The organism is Verrucosispora sp. ts21, assembly GCF_002879555.1.
GTDB lineage: Bacteria > Actinomycetota > Actinomycetes > Mycobacteriales > Micromonosporaceae > Micromonospora > Micromonospora gifhornensis.
Map to the genome: position 1 here is coordinate 13,184 of NZ_PNOZ01000025.1, position 22,437 is coordinate 35,620.

Here is a 22,437-nt window from a genome sequence, read left to right on the forward strand (position 1 = left end):
TCTGGGACATCCGACGCATACCGGTCACAGATCCGGGTAACGGGCGGCCGGAGGTGGCCTGGATGGTGGCGTTGGCACACACTCCGCCCTCGGCTGAGCGGCTGCGGGCGGTGGACGGATTCCTCACCGAGGCGTGGGCGGACCAGGTCCGGCACGACGATCGACTGCGCTCGCTGCGGGTCGAGGTGCGCTTCGACCGGGGCGTCGCCCACCTGACCGGCGAGGTCGACGAGCCGGCGCAGCTACGGCTGGTACGCGACCGGGTCGGCCGGCTGGCCGGAGTCTTCGGCATCTGGTGCCGGGTAGGGGTGGGCGGGCGTGATCCGGTGGTGGTGGACCTCGGGTGCGGGGCCACCAAGCAGTGGCCGGGCAACCTGGGGCTGGACATCTTCCCGGCGCCCGGGGTGGATGCGGTGGCCGACCTGTCGGGTTCGCTCCCCCTCGCCGACGACTCTGTGGACGTGCTGTTCGCGGTGCACATCCTGGAGCACCTGATCGACTTCCTGCCGCTGCTTGACGAGTGCCACCGGGTGCTCCGCCCGGGCGGCGTACTGCACGTGATGAGCCCGTGGTGGGGGCACGTGAACGCGGTGGCCGATCCGACCCATGTCCGCCTGCTGGACGTACAGACGATCAAGGGTGTCTGCGTCATGCGTCCACCGGGCACACCGCGCTGGTATCCGCTGCACGCCGGCACCGACGGCGCCTCGATCTTCGCGGACCTGACCCCGCTCGGGCCCGACGACGACGGCCCTTCCCCCACCCACATGGCCCGTTTCTTCGATTAGTTCGGTAGCGCCACGCTGGTGGCGGATGCCCCGGGAGCACCTGGCTCCCGGGGCATTCGTCTGTTTCAGCGCAGGTCATCAATATTTCCCGCCAGTAACACCCAGCCGTCAAAGCATTGATCGACACTGATGGAGCCGGTGACTCGCCGGTAACCACCCGTCCACCGCACACCCCGCGGAGGTTCCCCCAAGTGCTCAGACGACTCGCCACCCTCCTCACCGCAGGCACTCTCGCGCTGCTCACCGCGTTCGCCACCGCCTCCCCCGCGGCAGCGGCCGTCACCCCGGCACAGAAGCTGTCCGTGCTGTCGAGCTGGACGCAGACCAGCGTCAGCAGCTACAACGCCTGGAACTCGGCCCGGCAGAACCGCGCCGCGTGGGCGGAGTACAAGTTCGACTGGTCCACCGACTACTGCTCGTCCAGCCCGGACAACCCGCTCGGCTTCAACTTCTCCCTCTCCTGCTTCCGGCACGACTTCGGCTACCGCAACTACAAGGCGGTCGGCCAGTTCAGCGCCAACAAGTCCCGCCTGGACAGCGCCTTCTACGAGGACCTGAAGCGGGTCTGCGCCACCTACAACTCCGTCGTCCGGCCGGCCTGCACCAGCCTCGCCTGGACCTACTACCAGGCCGTCTCCATCTTCGGCTCGGTTGCCGCCGTCGAACAGGCCGACATCGACCGGGCCGCCCGGATGAAGGCCGACGCCGAGCGCCGCGCCCGACTCTGACCGGGTACCGGCACCGGGTCCCGCCGGGGCCCGGTGCCGGTGCGAGCAGGTGACAGCCGGCCCGCGTCGACGAACCGCTTCAGGCGTGTTCGCTGTGGCGATCGGCAGCGCCAGCCGACTGGCGGGGCACGCCGGCTCCGGCCCGTCCCGCGAAGCGCGCGGAATCGGCGGCCAGGTCCGGATGCTCGACACCGAGCGCCAACGCCACCGCCTCGTCCAGGCCGAACTCGGCACCTTCGCCGTACGCCTCGTCGAAGGTGGCGTCACCCAGGACACGTCGCAGCGCGACCTGCTGCTGCGTCCAGTAGGCGTCGTAGATCCCCGGCGTCGAGCGCAGACTCGCCCGGGTCGCCTGCGCCGCACCGAAGAGACGGGCCGCGGTCAGTGGCGCACCCCCGACAGCACACCGTACGGCGATGGCGTTCAACGTGTCGCAGGCGCGGCCGTGGAAGCCATGGTTCATCCGGGAACGCAACGCCGCCAGCAGGTGCTCGTGCGCGGCCACCAGGTCACCCCGGGCCAACGCGACCATGCCGAGGAGCATGTCCACCGACCGGCGGCCCCGCTCGACCGGCCGGGCCGCCTCTACCGGTCGGGCCGCACCGAGCAGCTCCGCCGCCTCGTCCAACGCGCCGCGCAGCCACAGCAACTCGGCGAGCCGACACACGGCGAACAGCGCCTCGGATTCCACCCCCTGGTCGTGCGCCCAGTCGATGACCTCCCGGCAGATCCGCTCGGCCTCGGCGAACTGCCCCATGTCGACGAGCGCGGCGGCCCGTCCGGCGAGCACCCGGGCCAGCAGGCCGACGTCGCCGGCCTGCCGGGCCGCCGCCTCCGCCCGCTGCGAGTACCGCAGCTCCTCGGCGTACTCGCCGTCGGCGCCGGCATGCAGTGAGTGCAGGTGGTACGCCGCCGCCAGCTCCCCCTCCGGGATCACCTCGCCGGTCTCCGCGATCCTGCTGTACAGGCGGAACAGCCAGAGCCGCCCCTCCCGCGCCAGCCCACGCTCACGCCACCACTGCTCCAGGCCACCGGCCAACCGCAGCCCGATCCGGGCGCTGCCACCGGTGGCGCACCAGCGCAGGGCGGCACGCAGCTCACCGGCCAGGGGATCCAGCGCGTACAGCGACAGGGTCACCGGTTGCCCGTCGGCGCCGAGATGGGCCTGTTCCAGGGCGTGCGCGGACCAGGCCACGTGCCGGTTCCGGGCGTCCTGCTCCTCGCCGGCCTCGACCAGCCGACGGGCCGCGTACGCCCGGATCGGGTCGAGCATCCGGTAGGTGTAGCCCGAGGCGTGCGGCTCGGCCAGGACCAGGGACTTGTCCACCAGCACCGAGAGCGGGTCCAGTGGATCGTCGCCGAGCAGCCACTCCACCGTGTCGAGATCCACCGGGCCGGCGAAGACCGCCAGCCAGCGCAGCAGCCGCGCGGCGCGAGGGCCGAGCGTCCGGTACGACCAGGTGACGGTCGCCTGCATGGTCAGGTGCCGTTCGATCGCCGTCCGAGCCGACCGCTCCGGCTGGTCGTCGTCGGCCGTTGCGGCGCGGGCACCCCGACCGACGGCCGGCACCTCGGCCGCCGAGGACTGCGGTGGGTCGTCCCGACCTGCGTCGAGGGTGCCGAGTACATCGTCGAGCCGCTCGGCGAGCTGCCCGACCGAGAGCACCCGCAGCCGCGCGGCGGCCAACTCTATGGCCAGCGGCAGACCGTCCAGCCGCCGTACCACCCGACGCAGGTCGGCGGACTCGGCCGGATCCGGCTGTCGGCCGCCCCGGGCCGCCGCCGTACGGTCCAGCAGCAACGCGACCGCGTCGCTCTCGGTACCGTCGGGGGACGGATCGACCGACAGCGGCGGGATCCGCCACACCACCTCACCGGGCAGCGCCAGCGGTTCCCGGGTCGTCGCCAGCACGCGGACCCCACCCCCGCCGGCCAGCAACCGGGTCACCACGTCCGCGCAGGCCGCCGGTTGGGCGTCGCAGGTGTCCAGCACGATGAGCATCCGGCGGTTGGCCGCGTACTCCACAAGCGTGTCGACCATGGGGCGGCCCGGCTCCGGACGCAGCCCGAGCACGGCGGCGATCGCGAAGGCCACCAGCCCCGGGTCGGTGACCGAGGCGATGTCGACGAACCAGACACCGTCCGGGTATTCCTCGACCAGGTCGGTGGCGAGTTCCACGGCCAGCCGGGTCTTGCCACCGCCACCGGCGCCGAGCACGGTGACCAGGCGGTGCCGGGCGACAAGCTGTCGGAGTTCGGCTCGCTCGGCCTGCCGGCCGATGAACGAGGTGACCTGGACGGGCAGGTTGTGCGCCTCCACGTCGACGGTACGCGGCCGCGGGAACTGCAGCTCCAATCCGGCGGCGACGAGTTGGAAGAGGCGTTCCCGGTCGTCGAACCCGCGCAACCGGTGCAGCCCGAGGTCGAGCAGGGAAGCACCGGCCGGCAACGGATCGGCGTGCTGCGCGGTCGCCGCCGAGCAGAGCACCTGACCACCATGGGCGGCGGCAGCCACCCGGGCGGCCCGATGCACCTCGGGGCTGGCGTACTCGCCGTCGCGGGGCTCGGCCCAACCGGTGTGCAGGCCCATCCGTACCCGGGGCGCGGCCTCCGGAGTGGGCCACTCGTGTTCGCGCAGCGCACGTTGGGCGGTCAGGCACGCGGTCAGGGCGGCACCGGCGTCACCGAAGGCCAGGAAGAACGAGTCGCCCTCGGTCAGCAGTTCCGCCCCCTCGGTGGCGGCGATGGTGCGGCGCAGCAGCCGGCGATGTTCCGCCAGCACCGGCCGGTATCCGGGGCCGAGCAGCTGTGCCAGTCGAGTGGAGCCCTCGATGTCGGTGAAGACGAACGTCACCCAGCCGCTCGGGAGGTGGATCCGTGACGACACCCGTGGCACCTCCCCCCTGGCCTCGACCTCATACTTCACGAAGCCGAATCGTCACGCATCGCGAGAACGGTCGGCCGAGGCTCCGCCCCAAGGTGCCATCAGACCGGGCGTCCGGGCAAGACAGTCATCATCCTTTTCAGCAACTGACGCTGCAAAAAGCCGTACGGAAGCGGGTTAACAGCCGCAGCTGCCACCGCAGCAGCCACCACCGGAGGGCGCCGGCGCGGCACCGGCAGCACCCGCACCACGGCCGGTGACGGCGATCGTGGAGAGCAGCTTGACCGTGTCGGTGTGCCCCGCAGGGCAGGACGCCGGCTCACCGGCCTGGGCCATCGGGCGGTTGACCTCGAAGGTGTCGCCGCAGGCGCGGCAACGGAACTCGTACCGGGGCATGACATCAGGGTACGACCGGACCTGACGTCCACCGGAACATGGGTGATACTCGACGGGTGGCAGACGGCGACGAGAGCACCCCCCTACGCCCCCTCCGGCCGGCCACGCCGCGCGCCGGATCCGACGTCGCAGCGGACCGGCCGACCCGCAGGCTGCCGCGACCTCGCCGACCCTGGCTACGCGCCACCGAGCCGACCAGCGAGTCGACCAGCGAGCCGGCGAGCGAGGCGCCCGCGACGCCCAGCGCCGACGCCGGTGCCGAAGCTGTCGTCCCGCCGCCCACGGGCCCGCAATCGGCCGCGCCCGACAAGTCCGACAGCGACACTCCACAGAGCACGGCCGCCGAGGCCGCCCCGGACACCAAGGCAGCCGACCAGCCCGCCGACAAAGCCGACAAGGCCGAAGGCGAGTCCGCCGGCAAGGCCGTCGACGAGTCGGCCGACAAGGCCCCAAGCGAGCCAGCGAGCAAAGCCGGAGACGAGTCGGCCGACAAGGCCGAACGCAAGCCGGCTGGCGAGAGTGCGGCCGCGTCCACAGCGGAGGGCGGGGCGTCGGTTGCTCGGCGTCGGCGGACGCGGTTCGCACACGCCGTACGCCTGCCGGGTCCGCGCGTCGCGGTTCGGGCGACCCGGGAGTGGTCACAGCGGCCGAGTGGCCGACTGACCCTGCCCGGGGTGTTCCTCCTCGCGCTGGTGGCGGCCACCGCCATGGTCGGCGCGATGCTGGTGCCGGCGACCATCGGCGCGCAGCGGCCGGTCGCCGCCGACGCCACCGCCGGCGGGACCGACGGCGACCTGTCACCGACGAACGCGGCCCCGCCGCCCGGCGCCCTCCCGCCCTTCGACGCGACGCTACCGCCGGGTGTGGTGCCGCCGAACGCACCGGGCGCCACCGCGTCACCCGGTGGCGTGCTGGTGGGGGGACGACCCTCCGACGCACTCGCCGGTTGGGCCCGGGAGGTCGGCGCCAAGGCCGGCATCGACCCGATCGCCATGCAGGCGTACGGCTATGCCGAGCTGGTCCTCGCCGAGACCAACCGCAGCTGCGGTCTGAGCTGGACGACCCTGGCCGCGATCGGCTTCGTCGAATCACGCCACGGGCAGGCCAACAACGCGACTCTCGGCCCGGACGGTCGGGCCGTACCGGAGATCATCGGCCTGCCGTTGGACGGCCAGGGCGGTCGGATGCGGATCGCCGACACCGACCGGGGTGAACTCGACCGGGACACCACCTACGACCGGGCGATCGGGCCGATGCAGTTCATCCCGACCACCTGGCAGGAGATCGGCGCGGACGCGGACAACGACGGCCGCAAGGACCCGCACAACATCCACGACGCGGCCCTGGCCGCCGGGCTCTACCTGTGCAAAGGCAACCGCAACCTGACGATCCCGGGCGACTGGTGGAACGCCATCCTGTCGTACAACAACGTCCGGCCGTACGCCCAGGACGTCTTCAACACTGCCAACAGGTACGGACAGGCCAGTCGTACGTGAAGTGATCGTCCCCATACATTGGAGAACTGGACACTTCCCCCAGGCTGCTCTTAACGGCAAGCTAGACGGGTGATGGTGCGCGAGTGGGACCCCAGGAACGCGTCGTCCGCCGAGATCGCGTCGCTGCTTGACACGTTGAACGCGGTCCTGGCGACCGATCTCCCGCAGGATCCGCCATGGCGCGAGACCTGTCTGCGGGAGTATCTCGCCGAGGTGATGCCGGGCGAGCGGCGGATTTCCTGGGTGGCCCAGGCCGAGCCGGCCGCCGACGGCAGCCCTGGGCCGATCCTGGGGCATGTGCACGTGCTGCTGCTCGGCAGCATCGGTGTGCTGGAAGTGCTGGTGCACCCCTCCGTCCGGCGCGGCGGGCTCGGCCGGGACCTCGTCCTGCGCGCCGCCCGTCGGGTCTACCAGGAGGGCTTCGAGTCGATCGGGGTGGAGGTGGTCGGCGGCACTCCCGCCGTCGCCTTCTACGAGTCGCTGGGCTTCGCCCGGGAGTACGTCGAGACCCGCAGCGTGCTCGACCTGTCCGCCGTCGACTGGGCCGAGTTGGCCGAGATGTCCACCGGGGTCGGGGCGGGCTACCACGTCCAGTTCCACCCGGGTGGGCCACCGGACGAGCTGATCGAGGCGTACGCGCGGGCCAAGGCCGAGATCCGGGACGTCGAGGACGGCGAGCTGCGGCCGAGTTCGTACGACCCGCAGCGGCTCCGTGACAGCCTGGACTGCCTGCACCGGCGCGGCATGAAGCCCTACATCGTGCTCGCCCTGCACGAGCAGACCGGCGAGGTGGCCGGGCTGACCGAGGTGGTGGTGCCGGTGCAGCACCCCACCCGTGCCGACCAGTACGACACGATCGTGGTGCAGGACCACCGCGGCTACGGCATCGACCGGGCGATCAAGGCCCGGATGCTGTTGGAGTTGCGCTCGACCGAGCCGCAGCTGACCGAGGTGCAGACCTGGAACGCCCAGGCCAACGAGACGATGCTCAAGGTCAACGCCGAGCTGGGATACCGACCCGACCGCGAGTGGTGTGAATACAGCGTGGACGTGGCCGACCTGGTGCACCGCCTGGACAACTCCCGCTGAGCGGGCTCAGAAGCCTCCGCTTCCAGTCCCGCTGAGCGGGGGTCAGTAGCGCCCGCTTCCAGGGTCCGGTGGCGGGGGCACGTTGCGGTACTTCGCCACCCGCACCTCCCACTGGCTGCGCCGCCGCCGGGCCTCCCAATCGGCGGGGCAGCGATGGAACGTCTCCGGCGGGCGAGCAAGCCCGTAGATGTCCGCCCACCACTCGCCCGGCTCAGGATCGAGAATGGTGTTCAGGTGCGCCGGATAGGTTCGAAGACGGAAGCCATGCCCCACCCTGCCCACCCCGTCCCCACCAGAGCGACCCCTGTGGACAAGCCTGTGGATAACTCGGTCGACCATCTGGGTTGGCCGCTCACCGGCGTGCGCGTGCGCCGTGGCCATGGCTCGCCTGTCCAGCCCGATCCTCCACCCGACCATCTGTGCCGAGGGCCCTTTGCTCTGCTTCAACCCACGCACAGGTCTGGTGCCGAAACCGGTGCGTGGAGTGAAGCAGAGCAAAGGGGCCCGCAGGAGGTAGCGGCGACAGCCACAGACCGGCCGAACGGATGCTTGCCCGGCTGGGCTCGCGGTGTGGGTCAGTAGCGCTGGCGGAGGAGTTCGGCGGCTTCGACGGCCCAGTAGGTGAGGATGATCTGCGCGCCCGCGCGCCGGATCGAGGTGAGGGTTTCCAACATCACCTGCTCGCGGTCGATCCAGCCGTTCGCGGCGGCCGCCTCGACCATCGCGTACTCACCGGAGACCTGGTAGGCGGCGACCGGCACCTGCACCGTGGCGCGGACCGCCGAGATCACGTCGAGGTAGGGCAGGGCCGGCTTGACCATCACCATGTCGGCGCCCTCGGCCACGTCCAGCTCGACCTCACGCAGCGACTCGCGCAGGTTCGCCGGGTCCTGCTGGTAGGTGCGCCGGTCCCCCTCCAGCGCCGACTCGACCGCCTCGCGGAACGGGCCGTAGAACGCCGAGGCGTACTTGGCCGCGTAGGCGAGGACCGCGACGTCGGTGTAACCGGCCGCGTCCAGCGCCCGGCGTACCACGCCGACCTGGCCGTCCATCATCCCGGACGGCCCGACCACCGACACCCCGGCGGCGGCCTGGGCCACCGCCATCTCGGCGTACGCGGCGAGGGTGGTGTCGTTGTCCACCGAGCCGTCGGGGGTGAGCAGCCCACAGTGCCCGTGCGAGGTGAACTCGTCCAGGCAGAGGTCGCTCATCACCACCGTCGCGTCGCCGACCTCGGAGACCACGTCCCGGATCGCCACGTTGAGGATGCCGTTCGGGTCGATGCCGCCGGCCCCGCGCTCGTCACGCTCCGCCGGCACCCCGAAGAGCATGATCCCGCCGACGCCGGCCTGTACCGCCTCCACCGCGGCCTTGCGCAGTGAGTCCCGGGTGTGCTGGAGCACGCCCGGCAGCGAACCGATCGGGCGTGGCTCGGTCAGCCCTTCCTTGACGAACATCGGTACGACCAGTTCGGCCGGGGCGGGGCGGGTCTCGGCGACCAGCCGCCGCACGGCTGCGTTGCGACGCAGCCGGCGGGGCCGGTGCTCGGGGTACGACATGGTGAGTCTCCCTAGCGGTTACCGGAACCTCAGCGCGGTCGGCCCCTGCACCTTCGAGCCACGGCGCTGCTTCGCCGGCATCGCGGCGAGCTTCTCCCGCAGCTCGACGGCGTAGCCGGCGAGCGCCTCCACCAGGTCGGGCACCGAGGCGTGCGGCGGCTGGACGTCGACCCGCAGGCCGAACTCCGTCGCGGTCTCCGCGGTCTTGGGCCCGATCACGGCGACAACGGTACGCGCGTGCGGCTTGCCGGCGATACCGACGAGATTGCGCACCGTGGAGCTTGACGTGAAGAGCACAGCGTCGAACCCACCGGACTTGATCGCGTCCCGGATCTCGGCGGGCGGCGGCGCGGCCCGGACCGTACGGTAGGCGGTCACGTCGTCGACCTCCCAGCCGCGCTCGGTCAGCCCGGCGGCGAGGGTCTCGGTGGCGATGTCGGCGCGCGGCAGCAGCACCCGGCCGACCGGGTCGAGCACCTCGTCGTGCGGGGAGAACTCGGCCAGCAGCCCCTCGGAGGACTGCTCCCCGGAGGGGATCAGTTCCGGCTGGATGCCGAAGTCGCGGACCGCCTCGGCGGTGGCGTCACCGATACAGGCGATCTTCACGCCGCCGAAGTGCCGGGCGTCGAGGCCGTGCTCGGCGAACTTCTCCCAGACCGCGCGGACCGCGTTGACGGAGGTGAAGATCACCCAGGCGTACCGGCCGTCGACCAGGCCCTTGACCGCCCGCTCCATCTGAGCGGGGGTGCGCGGCGGCTCGACCGCGATGGTCGGCACCTCGCACGGGATCGCACCGTACGCGCGCAGCCGGGCACTCATCACCCCGGCCTGCTCCTTGGTCCGGGGGACCAGCACCTTCCAGCCGTACAGCGGGCGGTTCTCCCACCAGCTGAGCTTGTCCCGGTGGCTCACGCCCTCACCGACGGTCAGCACCACCCGGCCGGTGAAGCCGAGTGCCGCCGCGACGAACGAGTCCACGCTCGACGTGGTGGTGTACTGCGTCTCGCCCGTGCCGTCACCGGTGACTCCGACGGCGGTCCCGCCGTCCACCCCGGCGGCGAGCAGCCCGTCACGGATCGCGGCCAGGTCACCGGCGTCCACAGCGAGCGCCAGCGAGCCGCGCTGCACCGCCGCGGCCAGCGCGTCGAAGTCCAGGGTGCTGACGTCCTCGACGTCGGCAGTGGTGCGTACGCCGGGCAGTGGCACACCGGCGTAGGTGGCCACACCCTCGGCCTGGCTGACGCCCGGCACCACCTCGAAGTGCGCGGCGGTACGCGCCACCGCCTGCACCTCCTTGACCACCGAGTCGTGGCCGAACGGGTCGCCCGCCACCAGGTGCACCGCGTTCTGCCCGGCGCGGGCCGCCGAGATGAGCACCTTCGCCACATCGCCCGGCACGCCTTCGGCCGGGGTGAACTCGGTCTCGGCCTTGGCCTCGGCCCGGACGACGTCGAGCAACGACTCGGGGACTCCCCGGTCGTACACCACCTGATCGGCGTCGACCAGGGCGTCGTGCGCCCGGCGGGTCAGCAGGCCCGGGTCGCCGGGTCCAGCCCCGACGAACGCGATGCGGCCTACGGGCTTACGGGTGCGGGTCATTCTGTGCTCCCAAATTGCTGGGTCCCCGGGCCGTTGTGTCCTTGCGGGCCGAGGATCGAGTCGGCGCCGAGGTCGAGGAGTTCGGTGGCGAGCGCCTTACCGATCTCCGCCGCATCGGCGAGCGTTCCGGTGCGGGACAGCCGGATGTCGCGACTGCCGTCCGGACTGATCACCGCCCCGCGCAGGTAGATCTCCTGGACAACATCACCTTCGACACCGGAGCCGGTTGGCTCGCCTTCGGCGACGACGGCATAGGCGGCGACCGGAGCGGAGCATCCGGCCTCCAGGGTGGCGAGCATCGCCCGCTCCGCGGTGACCGTGGCGCGTGACGCTGCGTGGTCAAGCGTACCTAGCAGTTCGACCATCTCCGGGTCGTCGACCCGGCACTCCACCGCCAGCGCGCCCTGTGCGGGTGCCGGCAGCATCAACATCGGATCGAGCGTCTCGGTGACGACGTCGAGCCGGCCGATTCTGGCCAGCCCGGCCCGGGCGAGGACGATCGCGTCCAGGTCGGCGTCCGGGCCGAGCACCCGGGCCAGCCGGGTGTCGATGTTGCCGCGGATGGGGCTGACCGACAGTTGCATGCCCAGGGCGTGCAGTTGGGCGATCCGACGCAGCGCGCCGGTGCCGACCGACGCGCCGGGGGCGAGTTCGGCCAGGGTCCTGTCGTCGCGGGCGACGAGCGCGTCACGCGGGTCCTCGCGCGGGGGCACCGCGGCGATGTGCAGCCCGGCCGGCATCGCGGTCGGCAGGTCCTTGTACGAGTGGACCGCGAAGTCGATCTCCCTGGCGACAAGCGCGTCACGCAGCGCGGAGACGAACACCCCCACGCCGAGTCGGTGCACCGGCGCGTTGGAGCGGTCGCCTGCGGTGATCACCTCGACCAGTTCGACGGGGCGTCCGGTGCGGGCGGTGAGTGCCTCGGCGACGTGCCCGGACTGGGCCATCGCCAGCTTGCTGCCCCGGGTGCCGAGACGCAGCGGGCCATTCGGTTGCCGCTGGCTCATCGTTCACCTCCAATGGTCGGGGTGATGTCGGGGACCGTGTCCACCTGGGAGGTCTGCGGGACCTCCAGGTCGAACAGTTCGCGCAGCAGCGCGGCGTACTGGTCGCCGCCGGGCTCGGCGGCGAGTTGGCGGACCCGTACGGTCGGCTGGTGCAGCAACCGCTGGACCACCCGGTGCACGGTGCGGGCCACCTCGGCACGCTGGTCGTCGCTGAGGTCGGGACGGCGCTGGGCGAGGCGGCGCAGTTCGGCGCTGACCACGTCCTCGGCCCGGCCCCGCAGGGCGGCCACGGTCGGTGCCACGTCCGCGCCGCGCAGCCAGGTGAGGAAGGACTCCACCTCGCCGGCCACGATCCGTTCGACGGCGGCGGCGTCGGCGGCGGCCGGGCCGTCGGCGAGCAGCTCGGCCATCCGGTCGATGTCGATCACCTCGACGCCGGGCAGCTCGGCCACGCCGGGCCCGACGTCGCGGGGTACGGCCAGGTCGAGCAGGACCAGCGGTCCGCGCTCCGGGTCCCGGCCGGCCAGCGCACCGGCGACGACGTCGCGGGTGAGGACCGGCTCACTGGCCGCGGTGGCGGCCACTACGATGTCCACTGTGGAGAGCGTGTCGGCCAGCTCGGCCATCGGTCGCGCGGCGGCGCCGTACGACTCGGCCAGCCGTACCGCCCGCGCGGCGCTGCGGTTCGTCACGGTCAACGGGCCGGCACCGAGCCGGGACAGCGTCGCCACGCCCAGCGAGCCCATCGCGCCGGCGCCCACGACGAGCGCGGGCCGACCGGCGAGTTCGTCGCCGAGATGACGCGCGGCCAGCCCCAGCGCCGCGGTGACCACGCTCTGGCCGGCCCGGTCGATGCCGGTCTCGGAGTGGGCCCGCTTGCCGACCCGCAGCGCCTGCTGCATCAGCTCGTGCAGCAGCCGGCCGGTGGTGTCCGCGCCGGTGGCCCCGTGGTAGGCGTCCCGGAGCTGACCGAGGATCTGCGCCTCGCCGATCACCATCGAGTCCAGACCGGCGGCGACCCGGAAGACGTGGTCGACCGCGGCGGAGTCGAAATGCACGTAGAGGTTGTTGGCCAGCGCGGACGGCTGGCAGTCGGCCTGCTCGGCGAGGACGGCGCAGATGTCGCCGAGGCCGCCGTGGAAACCGGAGACTGCCGCGTAGACCTCCACCCGGTTGCAGGTGGAAACCAGCGCGGCCTCGCTGACGTACGGCTGCGCGACCAGGCGGTTCAGGATGCGGGTGAGGCTCTCCGGGGCGACCGCGAGCCGCTCCAGGGTGGCGACCGGCGCGGTGCGGTAGGAGGCACCCACGACGAGGAGTTTCACGTTCCGATCGCCTCCTGACCCTCAGTGACCGCGAGACCGCCGGGCAGGGCGGTCAGGGCGGATCCGCCGGTGCGGGGCAGCCCGGTCAGGGATGCCTTACGGTGCTCGTGGAACGACAGAATCTGCAGCTCGATGGCGAGGTCGACCTTGCGTACGTCGACTCCGTCCGGAACCGAGAGTACGCAGGGCGCGAAGTTCAGGATGCTCGTCACGCCGACGGCGACGAGTTGGTCGGCGACCCGTTGGGCGGCCGACGCGGGGGTAGCGATGACGCCGATCGCGATCGACTCCTCGGCCGCCACCTGGGGCAGTTCGTCGACGTGCCGCACGACCATCCCGTGGATCTCCTCACCGACCCGGGCCGGGTCGGCGTCGAGCAGGGCGGCGATCCGGAAGCCACGGCTGGCGAAGCCGTCGTAGCCGGCCAGGGCGTGACCGAGATTACCCACGCCGACCAGGGCGACCGCCCGACGTTGGGTGAGCCCGAGCACGTACTCGATCTGCTCTATCAACAGCGCCACGTCGTAGCCGACGCCCCGGGTGCCGTACGAGCCGAGGTGGGACAGGTCCTTGCGGAGCTTGGCGGAGTTGACCCCGGCGGCGTTGGCGAGCCCTTCACTGGACACCGTCTCGTTACCGGTTTCGGCAAGGTTGTGCAGGGCACGGAGGTATTCGGGGAGCCGCGCCACCGTCGCCTCGGGTAGGTCCGGGAGCGCCGGGACGCCACCGGCGCGACCGGGCGTGCCAGGGTGACGGTGCTGACTCATGAGACTCCGTGCGGTGCGATCCTTGACCAACTCCACCGGCCGGCCGTTCGGGACTCCCGCTGGCGACCGAAATTGCCGGCTGTGCTAGCAGGGCGCGTCGGAATTACAGAGTAGGCGCTTGTGAAGACGTGCACAAATCGCGATCTTGCGGTACCGCCCCCTGCCCCCACCAGCCCCTCCGTCCGACAAGATCGACGCGCGCCCACTTCCTGGGACCGCCCGCGCGATTATTGCTCAATTCCGACTTCTCTGACCAATCACACGCGCGCCATCGGTCCATCCCAATTTGTTGATCATGACGTTAATGCTCGATACGACGATTTCGTGATCACCGCTGCGGCTGGGTGAGGGTGGTGGCGAGGGTCACCGCTTCGGTGAGGGTCTCGGCGACCGGATGGCCGGAGGCGATCAGGCGGGCGCGGTCGGTGAAGCCGCCGGCATAGAGCACGGCGCGACCGCCGACGGCGCGGGCCGCGTCGGCGTCGTCCAACGAATCGCCGATCAGCACCACCGAGCGGCCGTCGACGCCCAACTCGGCCAGATGCCGGACCAGCGACTCGGCCTTGCGGTCGCCGCCGACCGAGGCCCGCAGCCCGTCGACCCGGGCGAATCGGCCGGTCAGGCCGTACGTCTGGATCGCCGGCACCAACTCGTCGTGGAACCACATGGACAACAACGACTGGCTGCCCGGCCAGGCCGCCATCGCGTCCACCGCGTCGTGGGCGAGCTCACAACTGGTCAGACCCAGCCGGTACGCGTCATGGAAGATCCGGTCGAGCCGGCCGAACGCCTCGTCGTCCACCGCCCGGCCGAGCACTTCCGCGTAATAGTCGGCGATCGGCCGGCGGAACCGGACCCGGTGCTCCTCCGCGGTCACCGTCGGCCCGCCCTCGCGGGTGAACACGGCGTTCGTGCAGGCCACCACCAGGCTCAGATCGTCGAGCAGCGTCCCGTTCCAGTCCCAGACCAGATGGGGTTTCGAAGGGGTCATCGGCGCACTCTATCGGCGACGCCGGACACCGGTGGCGCGCGGCGGAGCGCCCTAGAGCTGCGGCGTGGTCAGGTCACGCAGCAGCCGGTCCTCCTCGACCCGCCAGTAGCCGTGCTCCTTGCCGTCGAGCAGCACCACCGGCAGCCGGTCGCCGTACTCGCGCTCCAGCTCGATGTCACCGCTGACGTCCCGCTCGGTCCACCGGTCGCCGGTGACCGCGACCACCCGGTCGAGCGCCGCCTTGGCGTCCTCGCACAGGTGACAGCCGGGGCGGGTGATCAGGATCAGGCGGGGCTCACGCATCGGTCTCCTTCGTCGTGCCGGATGGTGCCGGCTGGTCGGTCCCGGACTCGGGTGGCGGCTCGGACCGCGCCCGCTCCGGTGCCTCCGGCCGGGGCCGGAGCAACGTCTTGCGTACCTTCCCGATCGTCGAGCGCGGCAGCACATCGACAAGCTCGACGTCGGTCGGGCACTTGAACCTCGCCAGGTTACGCGCGCAGTGGGCGATCAGTTCGACGCCAGCCACCTGGCTGCCCGGCGCCGGCACCACGTACGCCCGGACAGTCTCCCCGGTACGCGGGTGCGGCACTCCCACTACCGCCGACTCCGCCACCGCCGGATGGGCGGAGAGGACCATCTCGACCTCGTGCGGGTACACGTTGAACCCGTTGACCAGGATCAGCTCGCCGAGCCGGTCCACCAGGAAGAGATCACCGTCGGCGTCGGCGTACGCGATGTCGCCGGTGGCCCACCAGCCGGCCGCGTCCGGCCCACCCGTACCGTCCGGCCAGTATCCGGAGAAGAGGTTCGGGCCGCGTACCACGATCTGGCCGGGGTCGGTGCCGCCGGCGGGATCGGAGAGGTCCAGCTCGTCCGGGTCGTCCTCGGGCGTGGCCACCCCGTCGCGCCACAGTTCGTCGCCGTCCGCGCCGACCAACCGCAGCTCGACTCCCGGCAGCGGCCGCCCGATCGAACCGGCCTTCGGCGTGCCGCCGACAAGCGTCGAGGTGAGCACCGGCGCGGTCTCGGTCAGGCCGTACCCGATGTGCACCGGTTTCCCGGTGGCGGCTGCGAAGCGGGCAGCGTCCACCGGTTCCAGCGGCGCGGCGCCGCAGACCACCACCCGCACGTCGGCCATCGCGGCCGTCCGGGCCTCGGCGTCCGCGCGGGACCATGCCTGCACCATCGACGGTACGCCGACCAGCACGGTCACCCGGTGCCGGGCGATCTCGGCGAGGGCCGCGTCGGTGGCCGGATCCTCGACGAGCACCCCTGTCGCGCCATGGTGCAGCACCGCGCCGAGCCCGGTGTTCAACCCGTAGGCGTGGAACAGCGGCAACGCCAGCAGTACGGTGTCGTCCGGGCCGAGCACCGCCGGCTCGATCCGGCCGATCTGTTCGTGGTTGGCCGCCAGCGCGCCGTGCGAGAGCATCGCTCCCTTCGGCCATCCCTCGGTGCCCGAGGTGTAGAGCAGCATCGCCAGGTCGGCGGCGCGGCAAGTCGGGAAGGTGTCCGGGCCTTCGGCGGTCGGCGGCTCGGCGTACACCGCGTCGAGGGCCGGCAGGTCCGCTCCGGTCAGCAGTTCCCGGACCCGTTCGGTGCCGATCAGCACCGAGGCGCCCGAGTCGGCCAGGACATGTCGTAACTCCCGGCCGGTCAGACCGGGGTTTACCGGTACCGCCGTCAGGCCGGCCCGCAGCGTACCGAGCAGGCCGACCACGAAGTCCACAGAGTTGGGCAGCGCCACCGCGACCCGGGCCGGCCGTCCCTGGTCGTCGCCGGCCGGGACCGCTTCGATCAGTCCCCGGGCGCATCCACTGACCCGGTGGTCCAGTTCGGACCAGGTGATCGCCCGGTCCTGCCAGTACAGCGCCGGCTTGCCCGGATGGACCGCCGCCGCGCGACGAAGACGGTCCGCGAGGGTCGACCCGGTGCCATCGGCTACGTCCTGCACGGACGCTGAGTCTGGCACAGCCCGACCCGTCCGACCATGCCTCGCGGTCCGGTCCGGTGCCGACGACCCGGCGCCCGCGCAGCGCCCAGTCCCGTCAACAGGACCACGCAGCGTCACGGTGGGTACGGATCGCCGCCGGTCCACACTGTCCGGGCGGGAACGCCCGTCGACCGCGACCGGACTCGCGAGGTATGTTCGCAGCGATCACCATCATCGATCTGACCTGCCCATCTGTCTCAGATCAGGTGTGCAGGCGATTGTCAACCACACTCGACGGACAACCGGTCCGGCACCGGTGCGACGCGTCGGGAAATACTTCGGCCCTGTGTAACGGACTTGCCACGCGCGGGTGACGTTGGCCCTATCATCACTCGGGTCGGCTCACCCCATTTGCCGTGAGTCGACACCCCTCAGCCCGAGGAGGCCCCCGTGCCCGTCAGCGCATTGGACCAGCACCTCAAGGGGAACTGCCGCCCGCCGGCACACCCCGGAGCCGCCCTGCCCGGCGGTGATCTGGCCGGTCACCCGGCCACCGCCGGCGCATGCGCCAGTGACGAATCGGAGGTGTCCCGATGACCACCTTCGGTTTCACGCACCGACCGACGGGCCTGACCGGTCCGGCGGCGCGTACCCCGGTCAACGAACGCGGCGGCGCCCATGCCCAGCAGAACGCGGCGGGCAACCTGGTCAACCGAGGTGAGAGCAGCACGCGGGCCGGTAACCGACCACATCCGAACGAGCCACCACACCGACCAACGGTGCCGGGCGCGAACGCGATGCCGGCCGGCGGCGGGGTCGCCACGCCGAGCCGGCCGACGATGCCGGCCCAGGCCCGACGCAGCGGCGGCGACACGCCGGTCACCGACGTGCCGGCGGCCGAGACGGCGGTGATCCCCGCGGTCACCGCCCCGGTCAACACCTCCACCGGCTACCCGAGCCGCCCGGATCCGTCCGATCCGGCCACCGAGGTCTGGGCCCTGGTCGAGCGCGCCCAGGCCGGCGAAGCCGAGGCGTTCGGGCTGATCTACGACCGCTACGTCGACACCGTGTTCCGCTTCGTCTACTTCCGGGTCGGCAACCGGCAACTCGCCGAGGACCTCACCTCCGACACGTTCCTGCGGGCGCTCAAGCGCATCGGCAGCTTCACCTGGCAGGGGCGTGACCTCGGCGCCTGGCTGGTCACCATCGCCCGCAACCTGGTCGCGGACCATTTCAAGTCGGGTCGCTACCGGCTGGAGGTGACCACCGGTGACGTGCTCGACGCCGATCGCGAGGATCGCGGCCCGGAGGGCAGCCCGGAGGCGGCCGTGGTGGAACACATCACGAACGTCGCACTGCTGACCGCCGTCAAACGCCTCAACCCCGAGCAGCAGGAGTGCATCGTGCTCCGCTTTCTCCAAGGCTTCTCGGTGGCCGAGACCGCGCGGGCGATGGGCAAGAACGAAGGCGCGATCAAGGCCCTCCAGTACCGGGCGGTCCGCGCCCTGGCCCGGCTGCTGCCCGACGGTTTCCAGGCGTAGTTCTCGACGCCGTCCGTACGGTCGCGCCGGCAACTGCGCGCCCTGGCCGGGTAGTCACAGCGATCACTTTGCGTGATTTCCGACTCCGGCAGGCCCGTAACCCGATCCCGGCACGGCGCGTTTCTCCGGGTGCGACCGGCGACAGCCCGGCCCCGGGCTACGGACGACGGGCAACGACGCCAACGGCGTCCGCCTCGCGTTCTGCGGTCATCGGTCGCTGGCGGTGATCGCGGCCGACCGGCCGCGCCCAGCGAGAGGAGGTGCCGCGGTGGACAACGCCCTCTTCTCCCGTCGGCGCGCCGAGCGCTTCGCGCAGCTTCTGGACGAAGCGAACGGTGGCCGACGCCATCACGTCCGCTCCCGAGTCGACGACCAGCTCACGCCGCTGGTCGGGCTCAGCCGGCAGTTGACTGCCAACGCGCCCGCGCCGGAGGTGGATGCGGAGTTCCGGACCGGCCTGCGGGCCATGTTGCTGGCCACCGCCGAGCGCGAGGGCATCGCAGCCCCCGCCTCGACCGAGAAGGTCGGCACCAGCCGAGGCGCCCTGCTACCGGCCGTCACCGCGCGCCGGGCCCGTGCTCGGGGCGCCATCCTGGTCGGCATCGCCGCGGGTGCCATCGCCGTCTCCGGCATCTCGGCCGCCAGCGAGAACGCGGTTCCCGGTGACGCGCTGTACGGGATGAAGCGCGGTACCGAACGGGCCCAGCTCGCGCTCGCCAGCTCCGAGATCAGCCGCGGGCAGCTCTTCCTCGACTTCGCGCGTACCCGACTGGCCGAAGCGTCCGCGCTGCACGGCAGCCGCTCCGGCTACGGCGCGGTGCTCGACGACATGGACGCCGACACCCGTCAGGGCGTACGCCTGCTGACCGCAGCGGCGGTGCAGCGTTCCGACCCGACGGCGCTCGACGCGGTCGACGCCTTCCTCGTCCCGCAGCGCCGGGCTCTCGACGCGCTGCGCGACAGCGGCTCGCGCACCGACCGGGAGCGGACCGCCCAATCGCTGAAGCTGCTGGCATCGGTGACCGAACGGGCCGACGCCCTGCGGACCACGATCGCCTGCGGCGAGCCGGTCGGCTCCGCCAGCGACAGCCTCGGCCCCCTGCCGGGTACCTGCACCTGACGGTGCGTAACCAGACCACCGGCCCGGTTCGCGGGCCGGGCGGCGGTTACCCTCGCGGAGGGCAGCAGAAATGCGGGCAATGTGAGGGGGAGCGTCGGTGGCGCGCAGCCGGAAGGTGACCGTCAGTACCGACGTGCACGGGCACACCGCAGGTTGGTCCCAGACCGAGCCCGCTCCCCCGGTCGCCCCGGATCCCCGGGCCGCCGCCTTCTTCGACGTGGACAACACGATGATGCAGGGCGCCTCCATCTACTGGTTCGCTCGCGGCCTCGCCGCACGCAACTACTTCACCACCACCGACCTGGCCCGGTTCGCCTGGCAACAGCTGCGCTACCGGCTGCTCGCCCGCGAGCACACCGGGGACATGTCGCAGGCCAAGGAGGCCGCCCTCGCCTTCATCGAGGGCTGGCGCGTCGACGACATCGAAATCCTCGCGGAGGAGATCTTCGACGAGTTGATGGCACCGCGGATCTGGGCGGGAACGAGACGGCTGGCGCAGGGCCACCTCGACGCCGGTGAACGGGTCTGGCTGGTCAGCGCCGCCCCGGTGGAGATCGGCCGGGTGATCGCCGCTCGACTGAAGCTGACCGGTGCGATCGGCACCGTCGCCGAGGTCGTCGACGGGGCGTACACCGGTCGGTTGGTCGGTGACCTCATGCACGGGCCGGCCAAGGCCGAGGCGATCACCTCGCTCGCCGCGGTGGAGGGGTTGGACCTGGGTCGGTGCAGCGCCTACAGCGACTCCGCGAACGACCTGCCGATGCTGTCGGCAGTGGGCCGGGCGGTGGCGGTGAATCCGGATGCCGCCCTGCTGCGTCAGGCACGCCAGCACGGCTGGGAGGTACGCGACTTCCGTACCGGCCGTCGCGCCGTCAAGATCGCCGTACCGTCCACGGCCGCTGCCGGGCTGGTGGCGGGGGCGGTCACCGCCGGCATGGCGTTGCAGCGTCGCCGCCGCGACAACCGGGCCGCCGCAGAACGGCGCGCCACCCGCTGAGGCGGTGTCGGCGCTCCGGTGAGCCGGGCCGGTGGCTAGGGACCGAACGGGTCCGGACGCCGTTCGAGAAGTTCGTGCAGCGTCTGCTGGATGGTTTCGCGGACCTGGTCGGCGAGGTTGAACACGACAAGCGGGTCGTCCGCGGAGTCGACCAGGTGTGCCGTCGGGATCGGCGGGCAGAACTCGATCAGCCACTTGCTCGGCAGCGGCACCATGCCCAGCGGCCCGAGCCAGGGGAAGGTCGGCGTCACCGGGAAGTAGGGCAGCTTGAGCAGCCGGGCGAGCGGCTTGATGTCGGCGAGCATCGGATAGATCTCCTCGCCACCGACGATGGCGACCGGGATGATCGGGGTGCCGGTGCGCAGCGCCGCCGAGACGAAGCCACCGCGCCCGAAGCGTTGCAGCTTGTAACGCTCCGCGTACAGCTTGCCGATGCCCTTGAAGCCTTCCGGGAAGACACCCACCAGTTCGCCGCCGCGCAACAGCCGCTCGGCGTCCGGGTTGCAGGCCATGGTGCCGCCGGTCTTGCGGGCGATCTCGGAGACCACCGGCATCCGGAAGACGAGGTCGGCACCGAGCAGCCGCAGGTACCGCCGAGCGGGGTGTTCGTGGTGCAGGGCGGTGGAGAGGATCAGTGCGTCCAGGGCCACGGTGCCGGAGTGGTTGCCGACCACCAGTCCCGCACCGTCGGTGGGCACGTTCTCCAGCCCGGTCACCTCGGTACGGAACCAGTCCCGGTAGAGCCGGCGCAGCAGCGGATGGAACACCGCCTCGGTCAGCTCCGGGTCGAAGCCGAACTCGTCCACCTCGTAGTCGCCGGCAAGCCTGCGGCGAAGAAACGCCAACCCACCGGCGATCCGCTGATCCCAGACGTCGCCGGGCCGGTCCGGCACTGCCGGCGGATGCGGCTCGGCGGGCAGAACGGGCCGGTCCGCTGCCGTGGGTCGCCGCCCGTTGTGCCGAGCCGGGTCGGGCTGCTGTCGCGCCACCTGCCCGTTGTCGGGGCGCGTCTCGTCACGTCGCATCTCCGGCTCGTTCACGCCTGCTCCCGCACAGCCGCCCGCACCCGGCGGATCTGGTCGAGCACGAGCTGCTCGGCGGCGGCCAGTTGCTCGCGCGTCACCACGGACCGGCCGTGGTGGGCGCGGATGAAGTCGTCGAAGGCGGCGGCTGTGGATCGGGGCGTGAAGCCGAACTCGCGCTCCAGGCGGGTGGTGTCCACCACCCGGCCGTGCACGAGCAGGTCGACCTGGTCGAGGCCGTAGCGACCGAGTCCCATCGTCCGGGCGAGCGCCGCGGCACCCGACAGCCCCGGCTCCAGCATCGGCACTGCCAGCCGGCCGGCCCGACGGATGGCCTGCGACAGCGCCAGCACCCCGGGCCCGGCGACGTTGTACGTCCCCGGATGGTCCTCGGTGACCGAGCGGTGTACGACCTCCAGCGCGTCGTCGAAGTGCAGGAACTGCAACCGGGCGTCGCGGCCGAGGATGGTCGGCACCACCGGCAGCGAGAAGTAGCGGGTCAGCGTGGTGTCGGCCGTCGACCCGATGAACGGGGCGAACCGCAGCACCGTCGCCGTGACGTCGGGTCGCCGCCGTCGGAAGCCCCGGACGTACCCCTCGATGTCGAGAATGTCCCGCCCGAAGCCGCCGCGCGGCACCTCACGCGGCTCGGTCTCCTCGGTGAAGACGGCCGGATCCCGGAACGAGGCCCCGTACGCCGCGGTCGAGGACCGGACCACGAGCTTGCGCAGCCGAGGTGCCCGCTGGCAGGCGGCGAGCATCTGCATGGTGCCGATGACGTTCTGTTCCTTCATCGCCGCCCGGCCACCCTGCTGCTGATCCGGGGCGCTGGCCAGGGCCAGGTGCACCACCGTGTCGACGTCGAGGTCGGCGAGCAGCCCGCCGACCGAGCCGGCGTCGACACGGATGCGTTCGACCTGGTCCAGCAGGCCGGCGACCTCCGGGCTCGGCTCGCGCAGGTCGATGCCGATGACCCGCTCGATGCGGGGATCGGTGACCAACCGGGCGGCAACGTGGGCACCGAGGTATCGGCTGACCCCGGTGACGACGACAACCCCCGGGTGACTCGACGAGTCACCGGGGGTCATGTCTCGCACCCACCCCGGCGGTCGGGACCGAGCCGGGACAGCCACGGCCTGATCACCTGAGCCTCCGAGGGTCGACAGTTGGCAAGCGACGAATGCCGGGTCAGCGC

General features: G+C 71.8%; 20 protein-coding genes. 8 read left to right on the top strand and 12 right to left on the bottom strand.

The features are described from left to right. Positions 1-62: 62 nt before the first annotated feature. Together C1A38_RS13260 and C1A38_RS13265 are read left to right on the top strand one after the other, a co-directional pair. Positions 63-788 carry a methyltransferase domain-containing protein gene (locus tag C1A38_RS13260; RefSeq protein ID WP_102658191.1) on the top strand — a complete coding sequence of 242 codons (726 nt, stop codon included), beginning with the start codon at positions 63-65 and terminating at the stop codon, positions 786-788. Between the two features lie 191 nt (positions 789-979). After that, complete coding sequence (locus C1A38_RS13265; RefSeq protein WP_102658139.1) at positions 980-1,516, top strand: phospholipase; 537 nt, start codon at positions 980-982, stop codon at positions 1,514-1,516. A gap of 79 nt (positions 1,517-1,595) precedes the next feature. Here C1A38_RS13265 and C1A38_RS13270 read toward each other — a convergent pair whose 3' ends face one another. Both C1A38_RS13270 and C1A38_RS13275 read right to left on the bottom strand, forming a co-directional pair. Next, complete coding sequence (locus tag C1A38_RS13270) at positions 1,596-4,403, bottom strand: ATP-binding protein (protein WP_102658192.1); 2,808 nt, start codon at positions 4,401-4,403, stop codon at positions 1,596-1,598. 174 nt (positions 4,404-4,577) lie between these two features. Beyond that, positions 4,578-4,796, bottom strand: coding sequence for an FmdB family zinc ribbon protein (locus tag C1A38_RS13275; RefSeq protein WP_013736067.1), 219 nt, complete (start codon positions 4,794-4,796; stop codon positions 4,578-4,580). Positions 4,797-4,852: 56 nt separating this feature from the next. Between C1A38_RS13275 and C1A38_RS13280 the strand changes: the two genes are divergently transcribed. Both C1A38_RS13280 and C1A38_RS13285 read left to right on the top strand, forming a co-directional pair. Then, complete coding sequence (locus C1A38_RS13280; protein WP_102658140.1) at positions 4,853-6,292, top strand: lytic murein transglycosylase; 1,440 nt, start codon at positions 4,853-4,855, stop codon at positions 6,290-6,292. 72 nt (positions 6,293-6,364) lie between these two features. After that, entirely contained in the window at positions 6,365-7,381 is a 1,017-nt protein-coding gene (locus tag C1A38_RS13285) for a GNAT family N-acetyltransferase (protein WP_102658141.1), read from the top strand. 575 nt (positions 7,382-7,956) lie between these two features. Here the strand turns inward: C1A38_RS13285 and hemB are convergent. The 8 genes from hemB to C1A38_RS13330 form a co-directional block, all read right to left on the bottom strand. Further along, the gene (gene hemB, locus C1A38_RS13295; protein ID WP_102658142.1) at positions 7,957-8,940 is read right to left on the bottom strand and encodes a porphobilinogen synthase; all 984 of its coding nucleotides are present in this window, start codon (positions 8,938-8,940) and stop codon (positions 7,957-7,959) included. A gap of 18 nt (positions 8,941-8,958) precedes the next feature. Next, complete coding sequence (locus tag C1A38_RS13300; RefSeq protein ID WP_102658143.1) at positions 8,959-10,539, bottom strand: bifunctional uroporphyrinogen-III C-methyltransferase/uroporphyrinogen-III synthase; 1,581 nt, start codon at positions 10,537-10,539, stop codon at positions 8,959-8,961. After that, a complete protein-coding gene (hemC, locus tag C1A38_RS13305; RefSeq protein WP_102658144.1) occupies positions 10,536-11,546 on the bottom strand; it encodes a hydroxymethylbilane synthase in 1,011 nt (336 codons plus the stop codon). The genes C1A38_RS13300 and hemC overlap by 4 nt, the downstream gene beginning before the upstream one ends. Beyond that, positions 11,543-12,871 (bottom strand): glutamyl-tRNA reductase, encoded by a 1,329-nt coding sequence (locus C1A38_RS13310; protein WP_102658145.1) that lies wholly within the window; start codon positions 12,869-12,871, stop codon positions 11,543-11,545. The genes hemC and C1A38_RS13310 overlap by 4 nt, the downstream gene beginning before the upstream one ends. Next, positions 12,868-13,638 carry a redox-sensing transcriptional repressor Rex gene (locus C1A38_RS13315; protein WP_013736074.1) on the bottom strand — a complete coding sequence of 257 codons (771 nt, stop codon included), beginning with the start codon at positions 13,636-13,638 and terminating at the stop codon, positions 12,868-12,870. Before C1A38_RS13315 ends, C1A38_RS13310 begins: the two co-directional genes overlap by 4 nt. Positions 13,639-13,966: 328 nt before the next feature. Further along, positions 13,967-14,629 carry an HAD family hydrolase gene (locus C1A38_RS13320; protein ID WP_102658146.1) on the bottom strand — a complete coding sequence of 221 codons (663 nt, stop codon included), beginning with the start codon at positions 14,627-14,629 and terminating at the stop codon, positions 13,967-13,969. 51 nt (positions 14,630-14,680) lie between these two features. Continuing rightward, positions 14,681-14,932, bottom strand: coding sequence for a glutaredoxin family protein (locus tag C1A38_RS13325; protein WP_102658147.1), 252 nt, complete (start codon positions 14,930-14,932; stop codon positions 14,681-14,683). Further along, positions 14,925-16,583, bottom strand: a complete 1,659-nt coding sequence (locus tag C1A38_RS13330) for an AMP-binding protein (RefSeq protein WP_199180195.1) — start codon at positions 16,581-16,583, stop codon at positions 14,925-14,927. The genes C1A38_RS13325 and C1A38_RS13330 overlap by 8 nt, the downstream gene beginning before the upstream one ends. 429 nt (positions 16,584-17,012) lie before the next feature. Between C1A38_RS13330 and C1A38_RS31155 the strand changes: the two genes are divergently transcribed. The 4 genes from C1A38_RS31155 to C1A38_RS13345 all read left to right on the top strand — a co-directional run bounded on the left by C1A38_RS31155 (position 17,013) and on the right by C1A38_RS13345 (position 20,220). Continuing rightward, the gene (locus tag C1A38_RS31155) at positions 17,013-17,159 is read left to right on the top strand and encodes a hypothetical protein (RefSeq protein WP_158244895.1); all 147 of its coding nucleotides are present in this window, start codon (positions 17,013-17,015) and stop codon (positions 17,157-17,159) included. After that, positions 17,156-18,103, top strand: a complete 948-nt coding sequence (locus tag C1A38_RS13335) for an ECF subfamily RNA polymerase sigma factor, BldN family (RefSeq protein WP_102658148.1) — start codon at positions 17,156-17,158, stop codon at positions 18,101-18,103. Before C1A38_RS31155 ends, C1A38_RS13335 begins: the two co-directional genes overlap by 4 nt. A gap of 268 nt (positions 18,104-18,371) precedes the next feature. Continuing rightward, positions 18,372-19,223: a DUF5667 domain-containing protein gene (locus C1A38_RS13340; RefSeq protein ID WP_102658149.1), complete on the top strand. Its 852-nt coding sequence runs from the start codon at positions 18,372-18,374 to the stop codon at positions 19,221-19,223. A gap of 97 nt (positions 19,224-19,320) precedes the next feature. Next, complete coding sequence (locus C1A38_RS13345) at positions 19,321-20,220, top strand: HAD family hydrolase (protein ID WP_102658150.1); 900 nt, start codon at positions 19,321-19,323, stop codon at positions 20,218-20,220. A gap of 35 nt (positions 20,221-20,255) precedes the next feature. On the opposite strand, the gene C1A38_RS13350 is transcribed toward C1A38_RS13345, so the two are convergent. Then, complete coding sequence (locus tag C1A38_RS13350; RefSeq protein ID WP_233196801.1) at positions 20,256-21,260, bottom strand: lysophospholipid acyltransferase family protein; 1,005 nt, start codon at positions 21,258-21,260, stop codon at positions 20,256-20,258. Further along, positions 21,257-22,330 carry an NAD-dependent epimerase/dehydratase family protein gene (locus C1A38_RS13355; protein WP_102658151.1) on the bottom strand — a complete coding sequence of 358 codons (1,074 nt, stop codon included), beginning with the start codon at positions 22,328-22,330 and terminating at the stop codon, positions 21,257-21,259. Before C1A38_RS13355 ends, C1A38_RS13350 begins: the two co-directional genes overlap by 4 nt. Positions 22,331-22,437: the final 107 nt, after the last annotated feature.

Coding starts and splice junctions, on each gene's coding strand:
- C1A38_RS13260 (WP_102658191.1), top strand. CDS start 63: ATGGTGGCGTTGGCACACACTCCGCCCTCGGCTGAGCGGCTGCGGGCG.
- C1A38_RS13275 (WP_013736067.1), bottom strand. CDS start 4,796: ATGCCCCGGTACGAGTTCCGTTGCCGCGCCTGCGGCGACACCTTCGAG.
- C1A38_RS13285 (WP_102658141.1), top strand. CDS start 6,365: ATGGTGCGCGAGTGGGACCCCAGGAACGCGTCGTCCGCCGAGATCGCG.
- hemB (WP_102658142.1), bottom strand. CDS start 8,940: ATGTCGTACCCCGAGCACCGGCCCCGCCGGCTGCGTCGCAACGCAGCC.
- C1A38_RS13300 (WP_102658143.1), bottom strand. CDS start 10,539: ATGACCCGCACCCGTAAGCCCGTAGGCCGCATCGCGTTCGTCGGGGCT.
- hemC (WP_102658144.1), bottom strand. CDS start 11,546: ATGAGCCAGCGGCAACCGAATGGCCCGCTGCGTCTCGGCACCCGGGGC.
- C1A38_RS13315 (WP_013736074.1), bottom strand. CDS start 13,638: ATGAGTCAGCACCGTCACCCTGGCACGCCCGGTCGCGCCGGTGGCGTC.
- C1A38_RS13320 (WP_102658146.1), bottom strand. CDS start 14,629: ATGACCCCTTCGAAACCCCATCTGGTCTGGGACTGGAACGGGACGCTG.
- C1A38_RS13325 (WP_102658147.1), bottom strand. CDS start 14,932: ATGCGTGAGCCCCGCCTGATCCTGATCACCCGCCCCGGCTGTCACCTG.
- C1A38_RS13335 (WP_102658148.1), top strand. CDS start 17,156: ATGACCACCTTCGGTTTCACGCACCGACCGACGGGCCTGACCGGTCCG.
- C1A38_RS13355 (WP_102658151.1), bottom strand. CDS start 22,330: ATGACCCCCGGTGACTCGTCGAGTCACCCGGGGGTTGTCGTCGTCACC.